Source organism: Paenibacillus sp. GCM10027629 (assembly GCF_042676425.1).
In the GTDB taxonomy this organism is placed as follows: Bacteria; Bacillota; Bacilli; order Paenibacillales; family Paenibacillaceae; genus Paenibacillus_K; species Paenibacillus_K terrigena.
This window is the reverse complement of sequence record NZ_JBHTGZ010000017.1, coordinates 264,529-288,595: the sequence shown is the minus strand read 5'-3', so window position 1 is coordinate 288,595 and position 24,067 is coordinate 264,529. Positions and strand designations below refer to the sequence as shown.

The window sequence follows — 24,067 nt, the reverse complement described above, 5'->3', positions numbered from 1 at the left end:
CTTCTCATGCTAATCACTTTTCTTTACGGAAGACATAGGGATATAGAATGATTGACCTTTTACAATGTCATACACAAATTGGGATCCTGATTGTTCTCGAATCAACGTACTGTTTCCCACGCTCACGATAATTTCCTGATCCGTATGACTAACAATTTTTTGTATCAAATAGACGGCATTTCGATTTGATTCTTTCGACGCACTCCATGCGGTATCATTGGCAACATAGATATATTGACCGACGAGTTTTTGAACAGCTTCTTTCGCGATACCGCTAAGCTTTAAGTGCAATCTCGTATCCTGTGTCCATCCCTGCGAAAAATCAGCAATCGTCCCCGTATACCTATCATTGATTCCTGAAGTTGCCTTGTCAGTTAAGGAATTCGATGTGACCCAGTGTCCATCATACGTATAGAAACTTCTCTTCCCAGACTTATCTTTGCTGATCATTCCATAGAATCCTTGGAACCTCTCCCCATTCGGCAATTCATACACGACGTTCGGCGCCTCTGACAGCACGCATATTAGTGTATCTACCCGACCATTTTTCAAGGTGATTTCAAGCGCTCTAGCTTCAGTATCCGCGACTCGTTCCCCTTTAACGTAGACAGGCAGTTCCTTCACGCTATGAATGAATGGTGCGTCCGTGTATGGCTCCAACACCGAGGTGAATACATGATCGCCGGGTTGTTGCTTCACGAGCATATACGTCAGTCGCTTCGGATTCCCCTCCTTGTTCTGCGGCGGGACGCCGTCAGCCAGAGCTGCTTCTTCATATTGGCCCAGCATCGTTAAGCGCAGCTTCGGACGAATGCGCGAGCCTTTATCCGTTACGCCTTCGTCGTCAGCCGTCCAGCTAGCTTGGAACATGGATTGCGGCTCTGCATCTCTCTCGACTTGCGTTAAATAGTTATAGCCGCTTGTATGCGTCTCGGAGTACCCTTCATCTGCAAAAGCAATGTCTTTCCCTGCATAGGTCCCTGTAGGCTGACTAACCAGTTTAAGCCCTGATGTCCCGACACTTCCTGCCGGACCGTGGAAGCTATATACGCGTTCCTTATCTCCATTGACATGGAATAAATCAACTGCATATGAATGCTCAGTATCAACCGGAACGAGCGCTAGCGTCCGCCGATATTCTTGTACGCCTTCATAGGCTTGCATCGCACGAACATCAATTAGTTTCATCATAGGACTCGCATCAAAGTGTAATGGATCTCCCGTCCACACCTGCGCATCTTGTGGAGCATCGCCATAGACAACCGTATTATGAGCGATCGTATTGGACTCCCATCGATTACGGAGCATATTCTCATCAGCGAATGTTACATAGCCCAGATCTGGCGCGAGATCCACCCCATATCCGTAGAGTCCGATGTTGAGTGCATCCCGATGTGCGTGTGATGTGCCATTCCGTCCATAATACATCCAGGCTTCCACTGGGTTACTTCGTAATACGCTAAAGCCATACCCTGTTAAATTGTTGCTCTTAAATACATACGTCCCTTGCTTTCGTATAATATCCACAAACTGCTTCAATAGATTTTTGTTCTGCACTTGTGTAATTTCACCATGGATTCCTTCCGTTTTATTGCCATTGAGGAAGTAGGCTGCTTGAGCAAACCTCGGATCCCGATATTTCTCAAATGCTTTCCACGCATCTTCCCATCTTGCATAGATCCGAGCTTGGCCTGTGCTCCCCGAATCACCAATGGAAGGCGTATACTTCCCCTGCATAATAAAGTCCATGAACGTACTAAACATTTTTTTCACTTTAGGGTGTTGGTAGAGATCCGCGCCTTCTACGCCATCATAGTCTTCTAACATATCAGCGATCTGTCTGATCTGCTGAATCCAAGTCGCGTTGTATTCTGGGGAAGCTTCATCGCCGTAACCATCGCGATCGATATGATTCGCCAGCACATCATACACTCCGCCGCCATTGATCTGCCATTCACCATCCTTTTTCTCAAGCTTTCCAGGGCGGAATATAAAATCGATCCATTCCTCCGTCTCAGGCTGACGATGATACACAACGGCTGCAAGAGCGACGACACTTTGATGGGAACCAAAATTCCCTGAGATTTGAGCTTTTTTCACAGCTGGAACGACTTGGCGGACAATCCGGTCTTCAATATTAATCCGAATCGCACTCGCTGAATCCTTTTTAACAGATAGGTTATACCTAATTGACTGCTTCTTTAGAAAAGAAACATACGATGCCTTATCATTTAATAGAACTGGATAGAAAGCGTCATAGCTCAATAACAATTCTTTGACGAGACTAACTTCTGCGATAGAACCTAACACCTTCCCCTGGCCCGTACCGCCATGCGCATTTTTGAATCCATCTTCCCAGCGATACTTCGAAACATCCATATCGGGATATACATCAGCTATTCGATCTAGTAATACAATGCCCAGCTCAGCATACGCCGAATCTCCTGTATATAGATAAGCTTTACGTAGATATTCTAATGCATCCACAATCCAATCAGACCATAACACATGATTATAGTAAGCGATAAAAGTGAATTTTTCCCCATTCGTATGCACATATCCGTAGCCATCATCAACACCGAACCCCGCACCTTGATCCTTCATGGTTGTATTGACAAGCAATCCACGATCAGCGCGTTCCGAGTCAAATATACCTTGTTCATTTAATCCACTGTTGTAAAAAGCAGCAAAATCATTTGTAGGGAAATAATGACCATCTAATTTATTTTTTACTTTCCAAGGGTGTTTGATGGGATCAATCTCGTAGTTTTTTCTATCATTCTGAGGTGTGTTTAAATCCCCCATTAAGCTGCCTTCCTCTTCGTTGACATCATAGCTTCTAGGTATAGACTGGGGGGTTACGATATTCCAAATCTGCTCAAAGGTAAGCTTGCGATAAGGCGCTGCTACTCGAATCGCCACATCCTGTTCATATGCCGCCCACGCATAGTTTTTAATATTATCCATAATGGCTTTTCGTTTCTCAGCTGTATAGAATGTACTTCCCGTCTTCACGATATGTCTAGTAGCGCCGTCCATTCGATCAAATCGACATGTCATACCAACAACGAGCACTATCATAAAGACCATAAAAGCTAATACCCGAAAGGATCTTTTTCTCATGACATCTATAATCTCCTTGTACCAACCCATTCTATTATTCATCCATTCTATAAAAAAGGCGTATTTATACCTGAAACCATTACTTCAATAGCTTCATATACTAATGGAGCAAGATCAATTTCTAGTAAAGGAAGTGAGAATATGATCATTTCTCCGATTACCCCGCAGCAAAGCGGAGCCGTATATGATGGTAAAACAGATGATACCGCCGCGCTTCAACGAACCTTGAATAATGCTGCTTATACAGGTGCCACCGTCTATTTCCCGCCTGGGCCAGGTCTTCTCGTCAGTCAGACTATTCATATCCCTCTCAATGTCTCCCTTGTTATGGATGCCCCCCTTATCTACAACGGACCGAATTCTCAACCTTGTCTCATCATTGGATCTGAGACAGATTCTGTATGGTTAACGTCGTATAAGATCAATGTAAAAAGTAAGCAGGTATCGGACTGGCAGCAAGAAACCAACATTGGCGTTCAAATGATCAACCTCATTTCGTGTTCCATTCATATCGTACAAGCGGATGGGTTCACCATAGGCGTGCAGGCTGCAGCGGTATCTAAAGGCTTCTCCTATAACCAACTGGAGCTTGGCCAGATCATGAACAACAAGATCGGACTCGATTTATCTGCAATTAAATCCGGTTGGGTCAACGAAAATTTATACACGAACGGTAGATTTGGTTCATGGAGTCATGTGAATCCTTCCTTGAGCCGCTATGGCGTTCGTATTCTATCTCCTGATCAATCGTATCTGTACAACAATAACAACAACTTCTATAAGCCATGCTTTGAGTTAGGCCAATCCCTGTTAAGCGGAAGTGCGGAGGCCATCCCGATCCTCATCTATCATGGTGAACAGAATGCCTTTTACGATTGCCGCAATGAAGATAACAATAAATTCTTCGCACGGGTATTAAACCAATCTTCCAATCATATATTTACAACCGGCTACGGTGAATGTTCATATGAAAATATTGACGATCAAAGTCAATATCCTGTTAGTACGGTCGCCGCACGAGCAGAATTATTCTCCTCATTAAGCGGCCATCTTATTTTTAATTCAGGCGCAATTTACAAGAAAGCTTGTTATTACAACGGAAATACGCTAGTTAATGTGCCAACGGTTAATATGATGAGTTCCACTCAAGTTACTGCTAAAAAATTTGCAAATATGAAACTTAACCTTGATTATTTGGAGCTAAACAGCGCCGCTTTGGGTATTTTCGTCGATACGACAGAGTCCAGTCGATTTGTATTGAAAAAAGACGTCGAATCTGGCTACGGTGGACGGGTTATTATTGTTTGCTTTAACAAAAGCGGAACCGTTCTTGGAAGTATAATCAATGGCGTTCCGACAGTAAAAGGAGCCTCAAATGCTTCCCCATACTTTAGCCCCTCTGTCTATGGAGGAGGAGGTGTTGGAGGCTATATTACAGGTTCCGATACGGAGACAGATTATTATTTCTGGATTCACCCGAATGTTGCATATATTCACGTCATGGTAACGGGCGGCAGTAATCCTCTCCGTATACGAAGCTTCTGCTTATATGCTTTTGATACGATCGCTACAGTATGGACGGGGTATGAAGAGATTATTCCGGGTGTGAATCTTGGCATTACCCCCCCAACGATAGGTACTTGGGAGAAGGGGCGTCTCATCATGAATGACAATATTACTCCGTTAGGCTCATCGAGCAGCCGTTACATTGTTGAGGGCTGGCAATGTATTGCCTCTCCGAACCAGTGGGTTGAGAAGCGAATCAATATTAACGGATAGCGAGTCCGATTAGGAATGGATTGCGCTAGAACGAGCTTGTAATTGCTCATAGAGTCTGTTGATTACTCTCTCCTGCTCTTCAGCAGAAAGATTTGAACCGGAAGGAAGGCATATGCCTTCATTGAACCATTTCTCAGACACAGAGAACTCTCTATGATGAGGAACATAGAGACAATCTTGATATATAGGCTGCATATGAAGAGGCTTCCATACGCGTCGTGATTCAATGTGATCTTCTGCTAATGCAGCCATCATCTCCTCAGGTGTTACGCCCGATACTTCTCTGTCAAGTAAAGTCACCGTTAACCAGTTGGTAGCTCTTTCATCTCGGGACTCATTGATGAATTGCACCCCAGGAATATTCGCAAGCGAATGCTTATACCGCTGGTGGATGGATCGCCTAGCCTGTATTCTACTTTCGATCACAGCCAGCTGTCCTCTTCCGATTCCTGCAAGAACATTACTCATCCTGTAATTAAAGCCGATTTCGGTATGATGATAATAAGGAAGTGGAGATTTCGCTTGGGTCGCCCAATATTTGGCCTTCTCAATATCCCCTTCATCTGCACTGACAAGCATACCACCTGCCGTTGTCGTAATAAGCTTATTTCCATTAAAAGAGTATATCCCATATCGGCCCATCGTGCCGCAGCTGCGCCCTTTATACTTGGTTCCTAGCGCCTCCGCTGCATCCTCTATCACGATTAATTCGTAATGCTCGCAGATTCTCATCAGTTCATCCATTCGAGCACTATGTCCATACAGATGAACAATGACAACCGCTTTAGGACGATGTCCTAAGCTCAACACCATCTCACAAGCTGTCCGCAGCGCATCCGGCGACATATTCCAAGATTCCGGTTCACTATCTACGAATACAGGGATCCCCCCTTGATACACAATGGGATTGGCGCTTGCAGCGAATGTTAGCGAGGAACATAGCACATAGTCACCCGGTCTTATATCCGCTAGCTTTAATGCCAAATGAAGCGCAGATGTTCCTGAATTTAAGGCTAGTGCAGCACTCTGATCCACATAGGTGCATACCTCTCGTTCAAACCGGTCCAAGTGAGGTCCAACGGGAGCGAGCCAATTGCTCGTAAAAGCTTGCTCCACATATTGGAGCTCAAGCACTCCCATATGCGGAGGGGATAAATAGATTTGATCAGACACCCACTTCACACTCCTTCTGCGCGATAACTTGAAGCTCTGGATTGCGATAGCTTGGAAAATAACTGACTTGATCCGTAGATTGGAGATTTAACCGTCTCTCCAACTCTCTATACCAGTATTCATGTCTAATTTTCATCCCTACATAGTAGTTGCAAGGCTCATCACGGTTAAACCCCTTCTTGAACCTATACAAGGAATCATTGCCCGCGTATCCTCCCCCCAGATGTATAAAGGAGTAGCCTTGCTCTTTAAAATGTATCGCTGCATAGTACATCATCGCATTATTAGGAGATACATGAAGATATGCTGGATCGGAGGCACCCAGGTGATAGTGTACACTCTTCCCCATATGTATAAAGAGTGCAGTACTCACGACGACGCCTTCCTCGTTATATACTTCCAGTATCGTAATCTTATCTTCTAATGTTTGGAACATCTGATGGAAATAAGAAGCTGGGAAGAAATAATATGCCTGCGCATCCTTACGGTTCATGGTCTGGTGGTACATGGCGATAAAGGTCTCGATATTCGAAGAATCTACAACCCGGTACTTCAAATTCGCCTTCAATGACGTTCTAAGCCGGTTGCGATTGTGTGCCGTAAATCGAGACATAATGACATCTACTTCTCGATCAATCGGAATCGAAATCGTATTTCGAAGGAAAATCGGATCAACTGCCGGGTAATCCTTCTCATTCTCAATAAATGGACTAAACCTGACAAACTCAGAAATAATACAATGCTGCTGGCAGTATTGCTGAAATGCATGTGCAAACGCACTGACTAATGCTACCCGATCCTGCCTTTCGCCTAACGAGCATATGGGGCCTCCGTAACCATAGGGCGTAATGATATCATACAGCTTGGGATCAGAATCCTGTCGCAAGGCCTGCAGATACGGCAGCGTATAAACCTCACGAAGTAAAAAAGGATACAGCACAAAGCCGGACTCATCTTTATATACAAATAATTGGGCTTTTCCTTCTTGATTGGCTTCATATAAGGCGCAATAGCCTGATAACCAATACACATCTGGATGCTCCGTTTGATAAACCCACTCATCCCAACGTTCGGCTTGCTCTAATGACAGAACTTCTACGTTGTTCACTCTTAACGTCCCCTTCCAGTAAAAAAGACTGATATATGGGCCTATATGGATCCCAGGTCCGGCCAGATAGATTGGAATTATGCCATAGAAGAACAAACTGTCCCCCGTATCGGCGAACCTTCTGCTGCAAGTCATTCATCCGATCAAGCATATCTTGCGGTGATAAACCAAGGTAACCGACAAGGCTTACTTCCATAACGGTTAAAGGCATCTCTCTTAGTGTAAGTTCGCATCGGTTGTGCACATCAAACACCTGATACGCTTGACAAATCCCGCTTCGAAATCCACCATCCTCTGCGAATCCTAATGTGCTGTCCAGCTTCATCCCGGCTTCTTCCCATATTCTCCACGTCTGATCAGCATCAAATCTCAAATAATGCTGCCTTCCCTCGTCGATCTCACATTGAGCCACTTCCTCTAATCGAAGCTTTTCAGCAATAAACTGCTCTTTATTGGTAAATGAATGGTAACTTGGATGAAATCCAAGCTTGTGCCCGCGATGTTGAATATGCTTAAGTAACCGTTGACACGCTTTACTCTTAATGGCATATCGATTATCGTACTCGCTGATGCCGCCCGACATAAAATAAAATCGAGACTGAACTCCAATCCGCTCTGAGATGTCCATGAGCCAATCAAACGTCAAGTAGGGGTCTTGTTCCTGACCTCGCTTCACTCTTACATAGTTTTGTAATACCCGGTAAGCTTCAACCGGCTGCATCTGCAAGCAAGTTCGTCCAAGTGAACGAAGAAGTCTGAACTTTCGTCCCCAATATGCCAAATCATCTACATCATGCGTAATAACCATCTCAAAGGAAGCTGCTCTACGTTCCTGTTCAATTCCAATCAACTGCAGCAAGTTCCACAGCATTTCCGCTGTTTCATTAACGACGGGCCGCTTCCAGTATTGATATTTATAAGCAAGACTACTCTTCAAAGGAAATCTTCCGTGCATATCTCTCTCAGAAGAGGCCAACTCTTCCCAACGCGTTAACATGAAGAATACCCCTGCCAGGAGGTCAGCTTCACAGATAAGATCCCCTTCATCCACCCTAAGCACCGCTTCCCCGAACAACACAGGGAGGCTTCCTTCCGGCGCTGCATCATGATGCCAGTCCTTCACTTCAATCTTGGAAACATCCGTATGCCAATATACTTCGCCATCCTTGAACTGGCTGAAAAAAACATCTCGTATCCATAAGTTTCTCCCATTCGGCAGCGCAATGATGGTGTAATCCATGGATAGATTGGTTTCATGAATATGAACCGAGTAGCTAAGACCTAATAATTCACCCAGCAATTGACGAATGACATAATTCCGTTCAGGGATAAAGGTCGAGGGGATTTTAATGGCTAGCATGTGTATCACCTTCTATCTCATAATGAACGAACCGATGTTTCCCCCTGTTTAACTTCAGTTTGCCGAAGTGAGTGTCCGCCTCATCCGTAAGCTCTCATTGACAAGCTTCATTGCAGTGGATGTGCAATGGGGATTCCCGTCCGTTATTAGAACTTTTCGCTCCTCCCCAAGCTGTTGCAGCGCTAAGACCACCTGCTTGACACGAAGAGCTTCGCCGCGCAATCGATAATATTGATCTTTGAGCAGTCCGACCGCCTCTTCACCAAACGCGCCTTGGAGCGTGAACGAACCTAATCCATAGCACTGGTTCATCGCTTTCGCCTCTGCCCAATTCATCATTCGAATACCGTTATAATCGTATGAATCCACTTCGAAAGATGCTGCATCCTCTAATTCCAACTCATACCATCCAGAGATATGCTCACTGTCAAACCCTAAGCGCTCATAGAATCTTCGAGCACCTTGGTTCCAGGTGAACACGTCTAAGCTGACGTGAGAAATTCCACTCTTACTAAAATGCAAAAGCATCTCTTGCAAATATGTACTCCCCACACCTAAACAACGAATCGCATCATTCAGGAAAAAATTATTAAGCACAACCGTCGTACCTCTAAGCTTCCATTCTGAAAAGCCTTGCAGCTGACCACTTTGATAAAATCCATGAAAACGATCATTCTGGCAACGAAGAGGGACTCCAGCATTTTGCTGCAAAAAACTGGCATATCCATGGGCAGAAAATACCGTCCGTTCAAAGACTTCTCGTGGGAGCCAACGTGCAGTATATATAGGCACTCGCACATAATCCTCTCGATGAAGAGGTCTAATCTCAATGTCTTTTCTGTCCAGCTTATATGTCTGTGGGAGCCAATCATCTAACAAGATCATCCGGTCACCTCGCTTTCCATTCGTTCCATGTCTAGATCAGGCTCTTGCCATACTCCAGGCGTAGCAACATCGGCATGAAAGACGACCTTCTTAACCGTTGTTAGCAGAATACGAATATCTTCACGAATCGATAAAGTCTCTACATACTGGACATCTAACTCTAAGCGTTCATTCCATGATAAATAATTGCGTCCATTGATCTGAGCTAGACCGGTTATTCCCGGCCGTACCCGAAACCTTTTGCGTTCTCGATCGCGATAATAAGGCAAGTATTTCGTCAATAATGGACGAGGTCCAACCAGACTCATATCGCCCTTCAACACATTCCAAAGTTGAGGCAGCTCATCTAAGCTCGTTGATCGAAGGAATGAACCGAATGCAGTCAATCGAAGTTCGTCAGGCAGCAATTCTCCTAGTGAATCCCTCGCATTCGTCATCGTACGAAACTTATAAATATGAAAGATCTTCTCAAGACGTCCCGGACGCTTCTGAATAAATACAGCAGGGTACCCTAAGAACAAGCATACGCCGATCGCCGTAAGCAGCATGATTGGACTCAGCACAATCAGGAGCACGAATGAGACGGCAATGTCCATCCCTCTCTTGATAAAGAATGTCATGTCATTGCGACTTCAGCAGCTGTGCTTCAGGCACTTCGCGAAGAATCCGGGCAGGAGCCCCCATCACGAGCTGTTGCTGTTCGATATCCTTCGTTACGACACTGCCTGCTGCGGCCGTCCCTTCCCGTTGTACAATCACGCCCGGCAATGTGACGACCCCCGCCCCCAAGCGGCCGCCTTGCCTGATCGTGATCCCTTTCATATGCTTGAAGCGTTCCGCTGTCCTACCCATAAAATTATCATTACTTGTGATGACGCCTGGTGCTATAAATACATCATCCTCTACATGCGAATAGGCTGTCAGGTAAGCGTTCGTCTCAATCTTGCAGCGCTGCCCAATCTCACAGTCATTTTCAATCGATGCTCCTCTGCCAATGATTGTTCCGTACCCAATCTGAACGCGTTCTCTTACCGTTGCCAGGTCAGCCACGAATACGTGCGGACCTAATCTTGCTCCTGCATATACAATCGAGGAGGTACCCAGTGTACTTCCATCTTCTAAGACCGCTGGCTCAAGCTGGCCATGACTCGCAAGTATCGAACGTTTCGCACGAAAAGGCTGCTTGCCTACGACCGCATGATCCATGATGGTTACTCCTTCACCGATACTTGCGCCCTCTTCAATGCATACATGATTACCGATACGAACGCCGCTGCCAAGTGTGACCCCTTTACCAATAATCACCCCATGACCTAACGTTACATGATTCCCGATTACCACTTCATCACAAATGACACAAAAATGCCCGATCTGTATCCCCTCACCTACGACCACACTATCCCCTACGACAGCAGTCTGACTGATGAGTTTATGATTTTGATAAGGAGATCCTATTCCATTATTCGACATCAATATGACTCCCTCTCTACATGTTTATCGTCTTACGATACGAAGAAGCGGACTGAACAGGTTCTAGTTCGTTCAGATCCTCTCGCATGACATCGGCTAATCGCTTCGACAGCGATCCCCATTCATGCATCCTCTCAACATACCTTCGTGCCCGCATGCCCATCGCAATACGTTCTTCATTCTGATTCATAAGCAGGAGCATCTGCTCAGCCAAGACTTCTGCCGATACGCCCACCGCACCAATTTGCTCTCGTTCAATGATCGAATCCTCCAGCGAGCCGACCATCATCGTCGGCAGTGCCGCCGCCATATAATCGTAGAACTTATTAAAGCTCATTCCCCACTTATATACGCCGGCATCCTTCAGAGCGAGGAGCCCAAAATCAGATCGATTCAATAACGTAGGAATGCTTTCTTTCGGAATCGCCGGGAGAAACTCAACCCGGTTCAATCCCATTTCATTCGCTAGTTTGACGAGGCGCTGTTTTTCAGGTCCTTCGCCAACGAATAGAAACCGAATTTTAGCCTGCTTCTGCTCCAGCTTCCTTGCCGTCTCGAGCAGCAGTTCAAGACCGTCGGATATGCCATGTGAACCGGTATACACGGCTACCAGATCGGTATGACTACGCTCAAAGAAATCATCATAAGATGCAGGAAGCTTCCGATCTCCGGCTGAAAACCGTGATATATCCACACCATTAGGTAGATAGATGGATTTGTAGCCTAATCCCGTTCTTTGTTCGATATAGTCTGGTGCCTTTTCGAACAGTACGATGATTCGCTTAGCCTTGCGATATAAGTAAGATTCAAGTCGATATAAGCACCATACGATTGGATGCTTCTCTTTCACCTTACCGAAGTCGATCAGTGTCTGCGGCCATAAATCCCTCTCCTCAAAGTAAAAAATGGCTTGATGGCGCTTGGCCAGACGAGCTCCAAGCCATGCTGCCAATGGATGCATGAGTGAGCCGATCACGATATCTGGCTTATTAACGCAGCTTCTGCCATAGCGATAACAGCGATAAGTGAAATCAAGCATATTTTTGACTCGACGCCAATTGTTCCTTGTATAAGCCGAAGTCTTAAACCAGACAAACGTGATCCCGTCGATGACTTCTTCCTTGTACCATCCACGATCTTCTTCAGATAGACGGTTCGTTCCTGTCTGATGCCCGAAAGCTGATCCAAAGATATGTACCCGAAATCCTTGCGAGTTCAACTGTTTCGCAAGATCATAATGGCGGGTCCCGCCGCTCCCACCAGGGGCAACAGCATAGTGATTAATAATCCAGACCGTCTTTGTTGACGCATTCATGCCTTCACCTCCACCTTCCAGGAGCATTCCGCCACTTCAAATACATAATCAAGAGCGCTGAGTCCGTTCGTAAATGATTGCTGCCCCCGTTGCGGATATATAATTGGATCGTATTGAACGTACTCCACTAGAATCCCTAGTGCATGAAATACAGACTCATCCAAATATTGACGACCGCTTGGTCCAGACAAATACACGGTTCCGCCCACTTCGTTCACCAGCTGGGCCAAGTACTCAGATTTCGTTCCTACAACGGGAAGCTCACTTGCTAGTATCAGCTCCGTATCAATTTGAAGCATCTCCTTGATAAGCCGAATCCCCGGAATCGAAAATGACGTTAATCGCTCCGCAGACGAATCATAAAGTTCTCTGATTAGCTCTATTCGCGCTTCATACATTGGGGCTTGTCGATAGGCTTCATGAAGTATATTGAAATGCTCCTCCTGCCATTGACGCGTATTTGCAATGAACACCTGATCCGTTCTCGCACCGTACAATCCTTCCTTCACCACAGGAATCGTCAACCACTTGACACCATACGAGGTAAGAATTTGCGTTCGATTCTGATAGCTATTCTTCGTAAATTGAACGGTATCCAGCAGAATAAAACGATCCGCCTGCCTCATCTTGTCGAAGTAGCCCAGCCATGGAAATACATTAGGTTGATGAATGCTCACTTTCATAATTTCACCCGCAATGGCTCGTAAGCTTCGGCCCACTCAGCACCGATCTGTACACCTCGTACTCTTGCTAGCCCATATATAAATTCTTCGGAGAAATAAGACCGCTGCAATTTTAGCTGTGAGTGGTAGTTGGTAAGTGCCTTCCATTTCAGATCAACATGTCTCTTACTCACGGTAGCAAAAGCCCGATTCTCGGTCTGAAGTTGATTCCATGGCAGCTCGTAGCCAAATACAGATTGTTCTTTAAAGGCCCTCATACCTTCCGAATATATCGTCTGGTGATCCTGATGGAGATCTACTGAAGAGGGAAGAAGAACCATATCAGGTTCTACTTCTCTTTTCAATACGATGAGCTGATCCAATATTTCCTGTCGATACGCTGGAAACTTCCTAACAGGAAAGGGCAACACGTAACGCCGATCGTGTGGAATGCCCAGATCCTCCATCGACGCATAGAACTCCTGTACAAGTGTATCTCTCGGCATATCTTGCGGCACGGATTCTTCGGCTGTCGAGAATGCGGCAACAACCACTTTGGCACCTTGTTCGATTCGCTTCGCTATGAGCGCACCGCAACCAAGCTCCGCATCATCCGTATGAGGAGCCAGAATAAGCAAGGTCGAACAAGAACCTTCGATTTGAATCATTTTCCAACAACCTTCCTCTCTACAATATCAAGCTTGTAGTCTTGGAGCGGTGCCGCTCGGTGTAGAAGCTCCTGGTAGAGGTCAATGAGCTTACTCTCCTCTGCATTCCAGTTGTAATGCTGCAGGACAGCCTGTCTTCCCTTCGCTCCCATCTTCCTAGCTTCTTCCGGATTTGCAAGAAACCACTCTATGTGACCGACAAGTTCGCTAACTTCAAACGGCGGGATACAGAAACCACTCCCTGCTTTCTCCACAATCTCTTTCCACTTCGGAAAATCAGAAGCAATGACGGGTAGTCCAGCTGCCATATATTCAAAAAGCTTGATTGGGAGCGCATCGACATAGTTGACCGTTGGATGAAGTACAACCAAACCGACAATGGACTTCTGAATCGTGTCAGCTACCTGTGCTCGATTCAACTGGCCGAGTTCGCGCACCTTCTTCCAGCCTGGGTGCTGCACAGCCCATTCTCGCTCCGTTGCATTGGCAAAGGTACCGGCGAGCATTAACTCTACTTGCGGCCCACAATGGTGCAAGGCTTCCAACATCACCTCAAGACCACGAATTTTCGAGATTGAGCCGACATAACAGACGGAAAATTCCCGAATTTCTTGATGTTTGAGAGGTTCGACATGAAACTCTTCAAGCTTAGGATAATTACAGACGGTCATCACTTTAGCCCCATAGTTCTCGAATCGAGCAGCAATATGAGGTGTAGCTGTAATCACTGCACTAAAACGTTTAGAAGCATAACGTTCCAGCCACTCCACCGACTTGGCAATCCCCATTCGGAGCCTAGAAGGGATCCACTGCTTGCTCATCACCTGTTTAGGAACATCTTCATGAACATCGTAGATGACTTTTTTCCCTCGAAAACGAAGCCATAATCCTACCGGAATCAACTCCGGATCATGAAAATGATAGATATCCGCATTCAACGCCATTGCTCTCTTCAGCAATGCTCGCGTAGTTGTGAACATGCGATCAAATCTTGATTTGGGCTGAGGGAGAGGAATGATCTGTACGCCACTAATGATTTCTTCACGTTCATGAGGAACTATAAAAGCTACTTCATAACCTGCTAGAGCCAAGGATTGAGACTCCTTGTATACGATTCTAGAATCATGTGCATCGTGTACCGAGCTTAGAATACATACTCGAGCCTTCTTTTCGTTATTTGTGCGCTCCATCGGATTCGGCATTCAGCAAGGAAGCTGAGCCTCCCTTCCTTTCGCGTGAGTGTACAGCCATAAGCAACCCCATCGCTGCAAAAAACACTCGATTATCTGGCATGTCGCCGCTAACAAAAACATTAAACAGCATATAGATTGCCATCATAACGAGCACGATCATCGTTTGGGATAATGGTTCCCTGTAAATCAGGACAATGCTCCTGATCGAGTAAGACAATAAGATCAGCAGAAGCAGTATGCCTACTATCCCTAATTCAACCAACACTTCTACGAATAAATTGTGAGGATAGTCCCTGAAATCATCCATCTTGGTAAGTATCGGCCATGAACCAATCCCATTCCCGATGAACGGATGATTCATCCAGAGCTGAATGGCATCATCAGCATTATTCACTCGTGTAGCTGCCGAGCTGCCAATCCCATCACTCCCGGGCAGCAATAGCTCCAACCGGCTTAGCGTCTGCGGCGGACTGCCCGACTGTGACCATGCCCATGCCGAGAGCACAAGAACTGACATGAATAGCATTAACACCAAGGCAAACCGCTGGATATACAATCGATTTCGTCTGACGGACAACATATAAGGCATCAACATGACACAAGACACGATAAAAGCAAGAAAAGGTCCTCTGCCACCTCCAACCAATAATTGAAACAGACATAAACCTAATACGAGGAAAGAAACTAAGTTCCCTCCAATAGATCCTTTGCTTAACAATCCGTAACAGAGACTTACGATGGCTCCAAGACCAATGATCTGTCCAGCACCTAAGTAAGTCCCCCCCATGACGTTCACGAATCCCCCGTTGCCATTTTGCATATAAACAAGGACCCCTTCGAATGCAATCCATACTGCAAATAGCAACAGGGCCTTCTGAAATCTGGCGACACGTATAGGATCCTGTGCAATAACCCATGCACTTCCAATCGAGGACCAGCCCACGAGAGTAATCATTTTGGTCGCTTTATCCGTGGCGTAGATCACGCCAGGCGTCCACAGCAGTGAAACAATAGCGAAAAGTGCGAAAGCAAGATAAGCGATGCCGAACAAGATGGCCGTTCGCTCTACATACAGATTTGATTTGAGCATGATCCAAAAGCCTAGCAGAATCGTCAGGACCATCATCAATAGCGTCAGATCTATCGGGATCCACGCAAATCGAGGGTCGGACTTAAACACCCCTGCGAATAAAAATAAAATAAAAAGCATTTCAAAAGAAAACACTGTATATGCTGCCGAAACGAGCCTCTTATACCACATGGCATTACCTCATGATTTGCTATAGATGATAATACATTTTGGTGGAAGGATAATGGTTCTTCAGCGCATTTCGAGTATCGAATAATACGCTAGCTTCCTTGGCGATTTGTTCATAGTTGAATAAGGAGTGGTCTGTCGTAATGACTGTAATATCCGAGGTTGCAAGCCGCTCATTCGTGACGGGAACGGACTCATAGGTGTAGTTATGGTGCGTGAAGCTCGTAATGTGTGGATCTGAGTAGATGACTCTCGCTCCCAGAGACCTTAGCGTATCAATAATTGATAGAACAGGGGACTCCCTAAAATCATTAATATCTTTTTTATATGCAACGCCTAATAGATAAATGGTAGATTGCCTTACAGACTTCCGTTGCTCATTCAGAATCGAGGTGATTCGTTGAACAACATAAGCAGGCATCGAACGATTGATATCTCCCGCTGTCTCAATCAGCCTCATCTGGTAGTTATACTCACGCGCCTTCCAGCTCAAGTAGAAAGGATCGATCGGGATGCAGTGGCCTCCAAGTCCCGGACCTGGATAGAATGCCATAAATCCATAAGGCTTGGTTTGGGCTGCTTCAATCACTTCCCACACATTGATGTTCATCCGATTGCATAGAAGCGTCAGTTCATTGACGAGCGCGATATTGATATTACGGAACGTATTCTCGAATACCTTCTCCATTTCCGCCACAGCGGGAGAACTCACCTCAACCACTCTTCCATCCGTAATCGATCGATAGAGAGCCGAGGCTGCTTTCGTGCAATCGCTCGTCATCCCACCAACAACTTTCGGCGTATTCTTCACATTGTATTGTTTATTACCTGGATCAACACGTTCTGGCGAATAGGCCAAGAAGAAATCGACGCCACAAATGAGTCCGGTTTTTTCTAAAATTGGCTTCACCAGTTCTTCAGTTGTTCCAGGATAGGTCGTACTTTCTAATACAATCAGCATGCCTGGCTTCAAAAATTTCGCAACTTCTATCGTAGATTGACTCACATAGCTCGTATCCGGTTGATGATATTCATCGAGCGGCGTAGGGACACAAATCGTGACAGCATCTACATCGTAGATCCGCGAGAAATCACTCGTTGCATGTAATCGACCTACATCGACCATCGCCTTCAGCTCTTCATCGCGTACATCGCTAATATAGTTCATACCTTGGTTAATGAGATCAACCTTCATCTCTTGAACATCGATACCAACCACATGATATCCGGCCTTTGCTTTCTCAACAGCAAGCGGTAGCCCTACATACCCAAGTCCAACTACGGCAATGGTTGCCTCTTTGGAGAGAAGTTTCGAAATAAATGTATCCAGATGCGACACTGAAGTGGAGGATGCGAATAAACTCATTGGCTTAACCCCATCTCTCTGCAAAAAGTATGAATCGTATCCACAACATACTGCTGATCCTCGTCGGTTAGTTCAGGATACAAAGGTAATGCAAGACCATAACGTGCAGCGTCTTCGGAACAAGGAAGTGAGCCTTCCTCATATTGAAGCCCTCGGTATACTTCCTGTCGATGAAGGGGAACTGGATAGTAGATGCCAGAGTCAATTCCGCTTGCATTCAAACGCGCTAGTAAGGCATCACGGTGCTCGGTCTCAATAATATAAAGGTGGTAGACATGTTCGCGATCTTTATTCGCAGCAGGACGATTGATCGGTAAATGAGCGAGCAGCTCATCATAGCACTTCGCCTTCTGAATGCGGGCAGTTGTCCACTCCGGCAGCTTCCGCAGCTTCACTCGAAGAAGAGCAGCTTGAAGCTCATCAAGTCGGCTGTTATACCCCAAAATCGCATGATAATATTTTGGATTTGATCCATGGACGCGAAGAACTTTCACCTTGGCATATAACGCTTCATCATTCGTTACAATCATCCCTCCGTCACCGAAGCCGCCAAGATTCTTCGTTGGGAAGAAAGAAAAGCAGCCGGCTGTACCCATAGAGCCTGCCATCTTGCCTTGATAAGAAGCCCCCAGCGCCTGGCAAGCATCTTCAATGACATGTAGCCCATGCTCCTTGGCGATACGTCCAATTTCATCCATATCTGCAGGCTGACCAAATAGATGGACGGGAATAATCGCCTTCGTCTTAGGCGTAATAGCTTGTTCTATCGATTCAGGTTGGATCAGGTACGTATCCCGATCAATATCGACAAATACAGGGGTCGCGCCTAGGCGAGAAATCACTTCCGCGGTTGCAAAAAAAGTATAGGGTGTCGTTATGACTTCATCTCCTGGTCCAATTCCAAGGGCATCCAACGTAAGGAGCAGTGCATCCGTTCCATTAGCGACACTAATGGCATACTTTACACCGATGTATTGTGCAATCTCTCGCTCGAACTCAAGTACTTCAGGCCCCATAATATAATGACCTTTCTCAAGCACTTGTTCCGCTGCTTGAAGCAGCTCTTCTTTAATGGACTGATAGGATGCTTTCAGATCCAATAAAGGTATCATTTTTTTCTCCATTGTCATCATAGAGTCATTCATTTTTGCTTCCCCCTCAACCCATTCATTTCTGTATTCTTATATCAATTGCCGTTGTTCATGTTCAGCTGCTGCATAGATATCTAATACGAGCTTTAGTGCAGCTCTCCCATCTTCCCCCTGAATCGAAGGTCTCTCATCTTGTTTGATCGCTTTGACCATGTCCCGTATAATCGACAAATGACCGGATTCACCATACGGTTCCGCATTAATGCGCTCTTTCAATTGTAAAGACTCTTCGTCCGTCATCGATTCGAACTTCCATTCCACGATGTGATGAGCCGTGGGTCCTCCTCCGATAACTACCGTGCCATACTCACCGAATATTGCTATTTGTTCCTCTAAGCTTGTCGGATATACGGTTGATGAGACCTCCACAGAACCGAGAGCCCCATCCTTGAAGCGAAGAGACGCGATGGCTACATCTTCCGTCTCGATCTGGCGAAAACGTCTTGCCGACATCGCCTGTACTTCGGTTGCATCACCGAGAAGCCAAGCAATCAAGTCCATTGCGTGTATTCCTTGGTTCATCAGGACGCCTCCATCCATAGCCTTCGTTCCGCGCCAATCCGCAGATCCGAAATACCGATCATCCCGATTCCAACGAACCAATGCAGAGACATGGCTGATTCGACCAAATCTCCCTTCATCCCACATTCGCTTTAATTCAAGCATCGCTGGTCGATATCGATTAGGATGAACAACCGAAAGCTTAACTCGGTAGTCATGACAAGCTTTAATGATGGCATCTGCATCTTCTAAAGTTAGAGCAATCGGTTTCTCTACAACGATATGCTTCCTTGCTTTAGCCGCAGCGATAGCCATTTGGCTATGTAATCCGCTTGGCGTGCAAATGATGACCGCATCAATCTCTTCATCATGGAGCAGTTCGTTATAACTCGAATACATCTGTACATCGAGCAATGGACCGACTGCCTTCTTCATACGTTCTTCATCTGTATCACACACGGCATGTAATACCGCGTCGTCAAGCAACGCAATCGCTGCAATATGCTTCGAAGCAATGTGCCCACACCCTGCAACTCCAAAACGTATCATGGTACCATTACCACTCCTTCAATGATTGGTGTCTCTATACATGTCGCAGCAAACCGTATATACGTTTTCAGTGTTTCGCTGTCCTCCTCTAACAGTTCTTGTGTATGTGTGTATATTTTGTCTATGAATGACGTATTCAGAACCGGAGGTGTAGCGACATAAATTCGTTCGTTCGCTGTTTTTCTAAGTCCCTCGGCCTCCGTAGAGAGCTCTTCATAGAGCTTTTCCCCCGGACGTATCCCTGTTATTTGGATATCAATATCTTCATAAGGCTCATATCCAGATAAACGAATGAGATCTTGAGCTAAATCTAAAATCCGCACAGGTTTACCCATATCTAAGATAAACACTTCTCCGCCTTGCGCTAACGCGCCAGCTTGTATGACGAGTGAGACGGCTTCTGGAATGGTCATGAAATAACGCGTCATCTCTTCGTGCGTAACGGTCACAGGTCCGCCTGCTTTGATTTGTTCTTTAAATAAAGGAACAACACTGCCACGACTCCCTAGAACATTACCGAACCTCACAGATACAAACTGTGTTTCACTGTGTTCATTCAGCTGTTGAATATACATTTCAGCAATACGTTTTGTAGCACCCATGACATTTGAAGGTCTTACAGCCTTATCTGAAGAGATAAGCACGAAAGTATGTACTTTATATTGCACTGCACAATCCGCGACATGCTTTGTACCGAACATATTGTTCATCACGGCTTCTACAGGATTGGCTTCCATTAAAGGCACATGTTTATGAGCGGCGGCATGGAATACATATTGCGGCCTGTAACGGGCGAACACTTGCTCCAAGCGTTGTCGATGCTGAATATCCGCGATTATCGGATAAATATCCAGTTCAGGAAACATCCCTCTTAGTTCAAGTTCAATGTTATAGATACTGTTCTCTCCATGGCCGAGTAAGAGAAGTTGCTTAGGCTCATGCGCTGCAATCTGTCTGGATAGCTCTGAACCGATTGAACCACCAGCCCCCGTTACAAGAACCACCTGGTCACGTAAATGATTGAATGAGTCACTTAAAGCTAGCTTCACAGGTTCCCTTCCCAATAGATCCTCAAGCTCCACGTGTCGAACATCACTGACAGATAACCTACCATTCATCAAGTCACTTAAGCTTGGCATTGTGAGAATACTTGCTTTGGTCACTTTACATGCATGAATGATTTCTGCCAAACCTTTGCGCGGCATAGAAGGAATCGCAATGATAATTTCAGAAATTTGATATTGCTCTGTGATCTGAAGAAGATGCTCTCTCCCCCCTGCTATAGGAACTCCACATACCTGACGATTTCTCTTGAGAGGATCATCATCAAGGAATACGACAGGGATTTTCGTCGAGCGCTCATCATCTATCATTTTCTGAGCCACAAGTGAACCACAGTCCCCCGCTCCATATATTAATACTCTTCGCCTAAGCTCTCTGGAATTGGGCGATACCTTCATCCGAATACTTCCTCCATTCCTAACCCCGTCCGTTGAGATCAGCCTGATTGATGATACTGCCGATAATCTTTCCATTCACACACTCAATGGATTCTTTCACTTTTTGCAATATGTCCGTAGAAACCTTGTTATGCTTAACCACCAATAACGTCCCACAGCATTTCGCCGTCATCACGAGTGCATCCGTTACATTAAGAATCGAGGGAGAATCAATCAGGATATAATCGAATTTAGTAACTACCTCACGAAGAAGCTGATCCATCTTCTCTGACCCTAGCAATTCAGACGGATCGGCTTCCGTAATCGTACCTGGGAGTAAATAAAGGTTCTTGACATCAGTTTCTTGAATAATCACCTCTGGAAGTCGATCACCTTCTAAGTAATGACCAAGGCCTATCATATTCGTTGCGCCAACGACCTTATGCAGCTTTGGTTCGCGAAGATTGGCATCGATGAGCAGTACTTTTTTACCTTCAAGTGCAAAGGCCACGCCAATATTCGCTGCAATCATGGTCTTCCCTTCCCCGCTGTATGCTGATGTAATGAGCAAGGTTTGACATCGACTTTGTGTGAGCATTATTTTTAGCTTCGTCCTAAGAAGTCGGAAAGTTTGCGCCAATGAGGATGTTTTCTTCATATTGATGAGGAGAGGAGTCTTAGACCGTAGCCGTAACATTTTTTTCACCCGCCTGTTTATTCCTTGTCTTCTTTGGATTATTTAGATCACTTCGCTTGTATTTATGTAATGTCACGAGGGGAGTTAAACCAAGCTCAACAAGCTGCTTCTCCGTTTTGACTTTGTTGCTTAGCAGTTCTTTAGCAGTGATAGTGAACATCATGATCATGAATATTGCGAATCCAGCGATCAATGTGTTTCGAGTTGCATTTGATTCAATCTCTGGATTGAAAAATTTTTGTTCCTTGGGATCGTCTAGGATCGTAATATTATTCATTCTGTACAGAACAGACACTTGATGCTTTAATTCGTTGGATAGTTCATGTAGAATATCGGCACTGCGTTCACGATTCGAATTCCTGACTGTAATGGTTAGAACAGGCGCCTGTTCACTGGTAGACACACTTACTTGCTCGGCTAAAGCCGTCGTAGCTAATTCCCAATCCGGATTACGATCCAGCACGGCTCCAAGTACACTTGGTGTCTTCAGCAGCTCCTTAAATGTATTCATAAGGGAGATATGCAGGTTCATCTTCTCAATGGTCATTTCCGAGGTGCCATCAGAGCTATTCAAGATCAACTTCATTGAAGAACGATATACAGGCTGATCATTCACGAACAAAAACGTTCCAATGACGGTTGTGGCCAAAGCCGTGACTCCAATTAATATCCATTTTCTTAGGTACAGGATGCGTAATAATGACAATAATTCGATGATGCTCACCCTCCTTCTTCATTCTAGCGTTCAAAGTTTTATACGCTTTTCCATCATCACAATTCGGCAAAATGTGACAATGCGTATCGATCATACCTCTCACCTGATTCCCTATTTTTGCGACTATTTCACTAATGCACAGCTGTCAGAAATATAGTAAAATGATATTCTAGTGATCCGATGACACACTTCGTAACAATGTGCTATATAATTGATGAATTCGCTCTTGCTCAGGAATGATTGATCTTAGATAGTCATGGAGTAATTTACTTAAGAGGAGCCTCTCAGCCTCAGTCTGAAGCAGCGTAACGCCGTATTCGTACAAGTTCTCTTCTTCAGTCCTCCACTCAACAGCGCCCCTCAGTTCCAAATGAACCTGAAGTATTCGCATTTCAATTCGTAATTCATAGTGGGACTCTACAGGGAACTTGAGGTGCGAGCAAATTCGCAATCCTGAAGGACTCATGTGGACGATAAGCACAGGATGTGCATTGCTCTTCACAGGCTCACCATTTACGGCTTCAATACGCAACTGGCCGATCAGAGGTGGGATGAGCCGAAGTCTGATATTCTTTCTTCCAATAGGTTTTTGTTTATGTTGCATACACCGATTCCTTCTTTTATTCATGGGAATGAGCAGGATTAACCTAGCTTAAAAAAGGGAATAATGCTACTTGTTGTTTCAAATTATCGCTTTACGATACATTTTGTATCATTGATGACACTATTAATTTACGATACAATTTGTAACATGTCAAGCGTTTTTTATCGTTGTCGATTTTAGATTGCATAGCATCCTTGGGGAGGAAAACATATGAAAAACGGGAATCGAATCTCAGAACTGCGGGAGCAAAAAGGGTGGACGCAAGAGGAGTTGGCAACGATGATCGGCATCAGCCGAGCAGCACTGTCACACTATGAGAAGAACCGCAGAAAGCCAGATTTTGAGACGTTGACACAGCTAGCCGATTTATTCCAGGTCTCCATCGACTACCTCATCGGTAGAACGAATACCTCACAGCATGTTCTAGATCCTGAAATCGAACACTTTACGGAGCAATTAGAGCTCTCCGATTCAGAACTCTTAGAGCGATTTAATCTAACCGTCGATGGACAACAATTAACGGATGATGAAGCCCGTCGCTTTATCGCATTTGTACGCGCCGAACGGATGATGAAATCATAAGAAGAAAACATAACAATCCTCAATCAAGTGAATGAAATCTCTCGCCATTCATTTGACTGAGGATTGTTCGTTTGTTAAGAAGGATCTGGCAGCACACGCTTCTGAATGATCTCCAAGGGCCACCGTTTCTCCTCAATTCCGAGCTGATGTAGCATCTTAATGACATCGATCTCAATCTTAGCCAGTGCATCCGCTTCCTTGTGAACCGATACGGTTTCAAAAGCTTGCTCTTCGCTCATATTATGTACCCTCGCTTTTTAATATATTTCTATGTATCACGTATCATCATCTGGCAGCATTTTGGGCTTCCTAATGAAGCACAAGCCTTATTATAAGGGAAGCGATCACAGGATGTTGTCGTTATCTGGAAGGGATGAACAGGTTTTTCATTCTTTTTTTGTCGAATCCATTTAGGTTTAGTTTAAAGTGTTAAAGTGCAGTTAGAGGAGATGCTTCGACCAAAAAAATA

The 24,067-nt window shown here is 45.2% G+C and carries 22 protein-coding genes; 2 read left to right on the top strand and 20 right to left on the bottom strand.

The genetic code is table 11. The features are described from left to right. Window positions 1-9 precede the first annotated feature (9 nt). Window positions 10-3,123, bottom strand: a complete 3,114-nt coding sequence (locus ACFQZR_RS26860) for a heparinase II/III domain-containing protein (protein ID WP_379351416.1) — start codon at window positions 3,121-3,123, stop codon at window positions 10-12. A gap of 141 nt (window positions 3,124-3,264) precedes the next feature. On the opposite strand from ACFQZR_RS26860, the gene ACFQZR_RS26855 reads away from it, so the two are divergent. Next, window positions 3,265-4,902, top strand: coding sequence for a glycosyl hydrolase family 28-related protein (locus ACFQZR_RS26855; RefSeq protein ID WP_379351415.1), 1,638 nt, complete (start codon window positions 3,265-3,267; stop codon window positions 4,900-4,902). A gap of 9 nt (window positions 4,903-4,911) precedes the next feature. Here the strand turns inward: ACFQZR_RS26855 and ACFQZR_RS26850 are convergent, their stop codons facing one another. The 18 genes from ACFQZR_RS26850 to ACFQZR_RS26765 form a co-directional block, all read right to left on the bottom strand. Then, window positions 4,912-6,075, bottom strand: a complete 1,164-nt coding sequence (locus tag ACFQZR_RS26850) for a DegT/DnrJ/EryC1/StrS family aminotransferase (protein WP_379351414.1) — start codon at window positions 6,073-6,075, stop codon at window positions 4,912-4,914. Further along, the gene (locus tag ACFQZR_RS26845) at window positions 6,068-7,183 is read right to left on the bottom strand and encodes a lipid II:glycine glycyltransferase FemX (protein ID WP_379351413.1); all 1,116 of its coding nucleotides are present in this window, start codon (window positions 7,181-7,183) and stop codon (window positions 6,068-6,070) included. The genes ACFQZR_RS26850 and ACFQZR_RS26845 overlap by 8 nt, the downstream gene beginning before the upstream one ends. Then, entirely contained in the window at window positions 7,134-8,543 is a 1,410-nt protein-coding gene (locus ACFQZR_RS26840; RefSeq protein ID WP_379351412.1) for a polysaccharide deacetylase family protein, read from the bottom strand. Before ACFQZR_RS26840 ends, ACFQZR_RS26845 begins: the two co-directional genes overlap by 50 nt. 54 nt (window positions 8,544-8,597) lie before the next feature. Continuing rightward, a complete protein-coding gene (locus tag ACFQZR_RS26835) occupies window positions 8,598-9,428 on the bottom strand; it encodes a GNAT family N-acetyltransferase (RefSeq protein ID WP_379351411.1) in 831 nt (276 codons plus the stop codon). Next, window positions 9,425-10,048 carry a sugar transferase gene (locus tag ACFQZR_RS26830; RefSeq protein WP_379351410.1) on the bottom strand — a complete coding sequence of 208 codons (624 nt, stop codon included), beginning with the start codon at window positions 10,046-10,048 and terminating at the stop codon, window positions 9,425-9,427. The genes ACFQZR_RS26835 and ACFQZR_RS26830 overlap by 4 nt, the downstream gene beginning before the upstream one ends. Window position 10,049: 1 nt before the next feature. Next, window positions 10,050-10,898 (bottom strand): N-acetyltransferase, encoded by an 849-nt coding sequence (locus tag ACFQZR_RS26825; RefSeq protein WP_379351409.1) that lies wholly within the window; start codon window positions 10,896-10,898, stop codon window positions 10,050-10,052. A gap of 16 nt (window positions 10,899-10,914) precedes the next feature. Beyond that, window positions 10,915-12,213 carry a glycosyltransferase family 4 protein gene (locus tag ACFQZR_RS26820; protein ID WP_379351408.1) on the bottom strand — a complete coding sequence of 433 codons (1,299 nt, stop codon included), beginning with the start codon at window positions 12,211-12,213 and terminating at the stop codon, window positions 10,915-10,917. Further along, window positions 12,210-12,896, bottom strand: a complete 687-nt coding sequence (locus ACFQZR_RS26815; RefSeq protein WP_379351407.1) for a WbqC family protein — start codon at window positions 12,894-12,896, stop codon at window positions 12,210-12,212. Before ACFQZR_RS26815 ends, ACFQZR_RS26820 begins: the two co-directional genes overlap by 4 nt. Next, window positions 12,893-13,543 carry a PIG-L deacetylase family protein gene (locus tag ACFQZR_RS26810; protein ID WP_379351406.1) on the bottom strand — a complete coding sequence of 217 codons (651 nt, stop codon included), beginning with the start codon at window positions 13,541-13,543 and terminating at the stop codon, window positions 12,893-12,895. The genes ACFQZR_RS26815 and ACFQZR_RS26810 overlap by 4 nt, the downstream gene beginning before the upstream one ends. After that, a complete protein-coding gene (locus tag ACFQZR_RS26805) occupies window positions 13,540-14,733 on the bottom strand; it encodes a glycosyltransferase family 4 protein (protein WP_379351405.1) in 1,194 nt (397 codons plus the stop codon). The genes ACFQZR_RS26810 and ACFQZR_RS26805 overlap by 4 nt, the downstream gene beginning before the upstream one ends. Next, the gene (locus ACFQZR_RS26800; protein ID WP_379351404.1) at window positions 14,717-15,946 is read right to left on the bottom strand and encodes an O-antigen ligase family protein; all 1,230 of its coding nucleotides are present in this window, start codon (window positions 15,944-15,946) and stop codon (window positions 14,717-14,719) included. Before ACFQZR_RS26800 ends, ACFQZR_RS26805 begins: the two co-directional genes overlap by 17 nt. Before the next feature lie 70 nt (window positions 15,947-16,016). Then, window positions 16,017-17,333 carry a nucleotide sugar dehydrogenase gene (locus tag ACFQZR_RS26795; RefSeq protein WP_379351469.1) on the bottom strand — a complete coding sequence of 439 codons (1,317 nt, stop codon included), beginning with the start codon at window positions 17,331-17,333 and terminating at the stop codon, window positions 16,017-16,019. A gap of 23 nt (window positions 17,334-17,356) precedes the next feature. Continuing rightward, window positions 17,357-18,505, bottom strand: coding sequence for a DegT/DnrJ/EryC1/StrS family aminotransferase (locus tag ACFQZR_RS26790; protein ID WP_379351403.1), 1,149 nt, complete (start codon window positions 18,503-18,505; stop codon window positions 17,357-17,359). Window positions 18,506-18,541: 36 nt separating this feature from the next. Beyond that, window positions 18,542-19,561 (bottom strand): Gfo/Idh/MocA family protein, encoded by a 1,020-nt coding sequence (locus ACFQZR_RS26785; RefSeq protein WP_379351402.1) that lies wholly within the window; start codon window positions 19,559-19,561, stop codon window positions 18,542-18,544. After that, window positions 19,558-21,021, bottom strand: a complete 1,464-nt coding sequence (locus ACFQZR_RS26780; RefSeq protein ID WP_379351401.1) for a polysaccharide biosynthesis protein — start codon at window positions 21,019-21,021, stop codon at window positions 19,558-19,560. The genes ACFQZR_RS26785 and ACFQZR_RS26780 overlap by 4 nt, the downstream gene beginning before the upstream one ends. Before the next feature lie 19 nt (window positions 21,022-21,040). Continuing rightward, a complete protein-coding gene (locus ACFQZR_RS26775) occupies window positions 21,041-21,658 on the bottom strand; it encodes a CpsD/CapB family tyrosine-protein kinase (protein ID WP_379351468.1) in 618 nt (205 codons plus the stop codon). 19 nt (window positions 21,659-21,677) lie between these two features. Beyond that, window positions 21,678-22,421: a YveK family protein gene (locus ACFQZR_RS26770; protein WP_379351400.1), complete on the bottom strand. Its 744-nt coding sequence runs from the start codon at window positions 22,419-22,421 to the stop codon at window positions 21,678-21,680. Window positions 22,422-22,581: 160 nt separating this feature from the next. Next, complete coding sequence (locus tag ACFQZR_RS26765; RefSeq protein ID WP_379351399.1) at window positions 22,582-23,016, bottom strand: hypothetical protein; 435 nt, start codon at window positions 23,014-23,016, stop codon at window positions 22,582-22,584. 210 nt (window positions 23,017-23,226) lie between these two features. Here ACFQZR_RS26765 and ACFQZR_RS26760 point away from each other — a divergent pair, with 210 nt between their 5' ends. Continuing rightward, window positions 23,227-23,598, top strand: coding sequence for a helix-turn-helix domain-containing protein (locus tag ACFQZR_RS26760; RefSeq protein WP_379351398.1), 372 nt, complete (start codon window positions 23,227-23,229; stop codon window positions 23,596-23,598). Window positions 23,599-23,672: 74 nt separating this feature from the next. Here ACFQZR_RS26760 and ACFQZR_RS26755 read toward each other — a convergent pair whose 3' ends face one another. Then, window positions 23,673-23,837 (bottom strand): hypothetical protein, encoded by a 165-nt coding sequence (locus tag ACFQZR_RS26755; protein WP_379351397.1) that lies wholly within the window; start codon window positions 23,835-23,837, stop codon window positions 23,673-23,675. Between the last annotated feature and the right edge of the window lie 230 nt (window positions 23,838-24,067).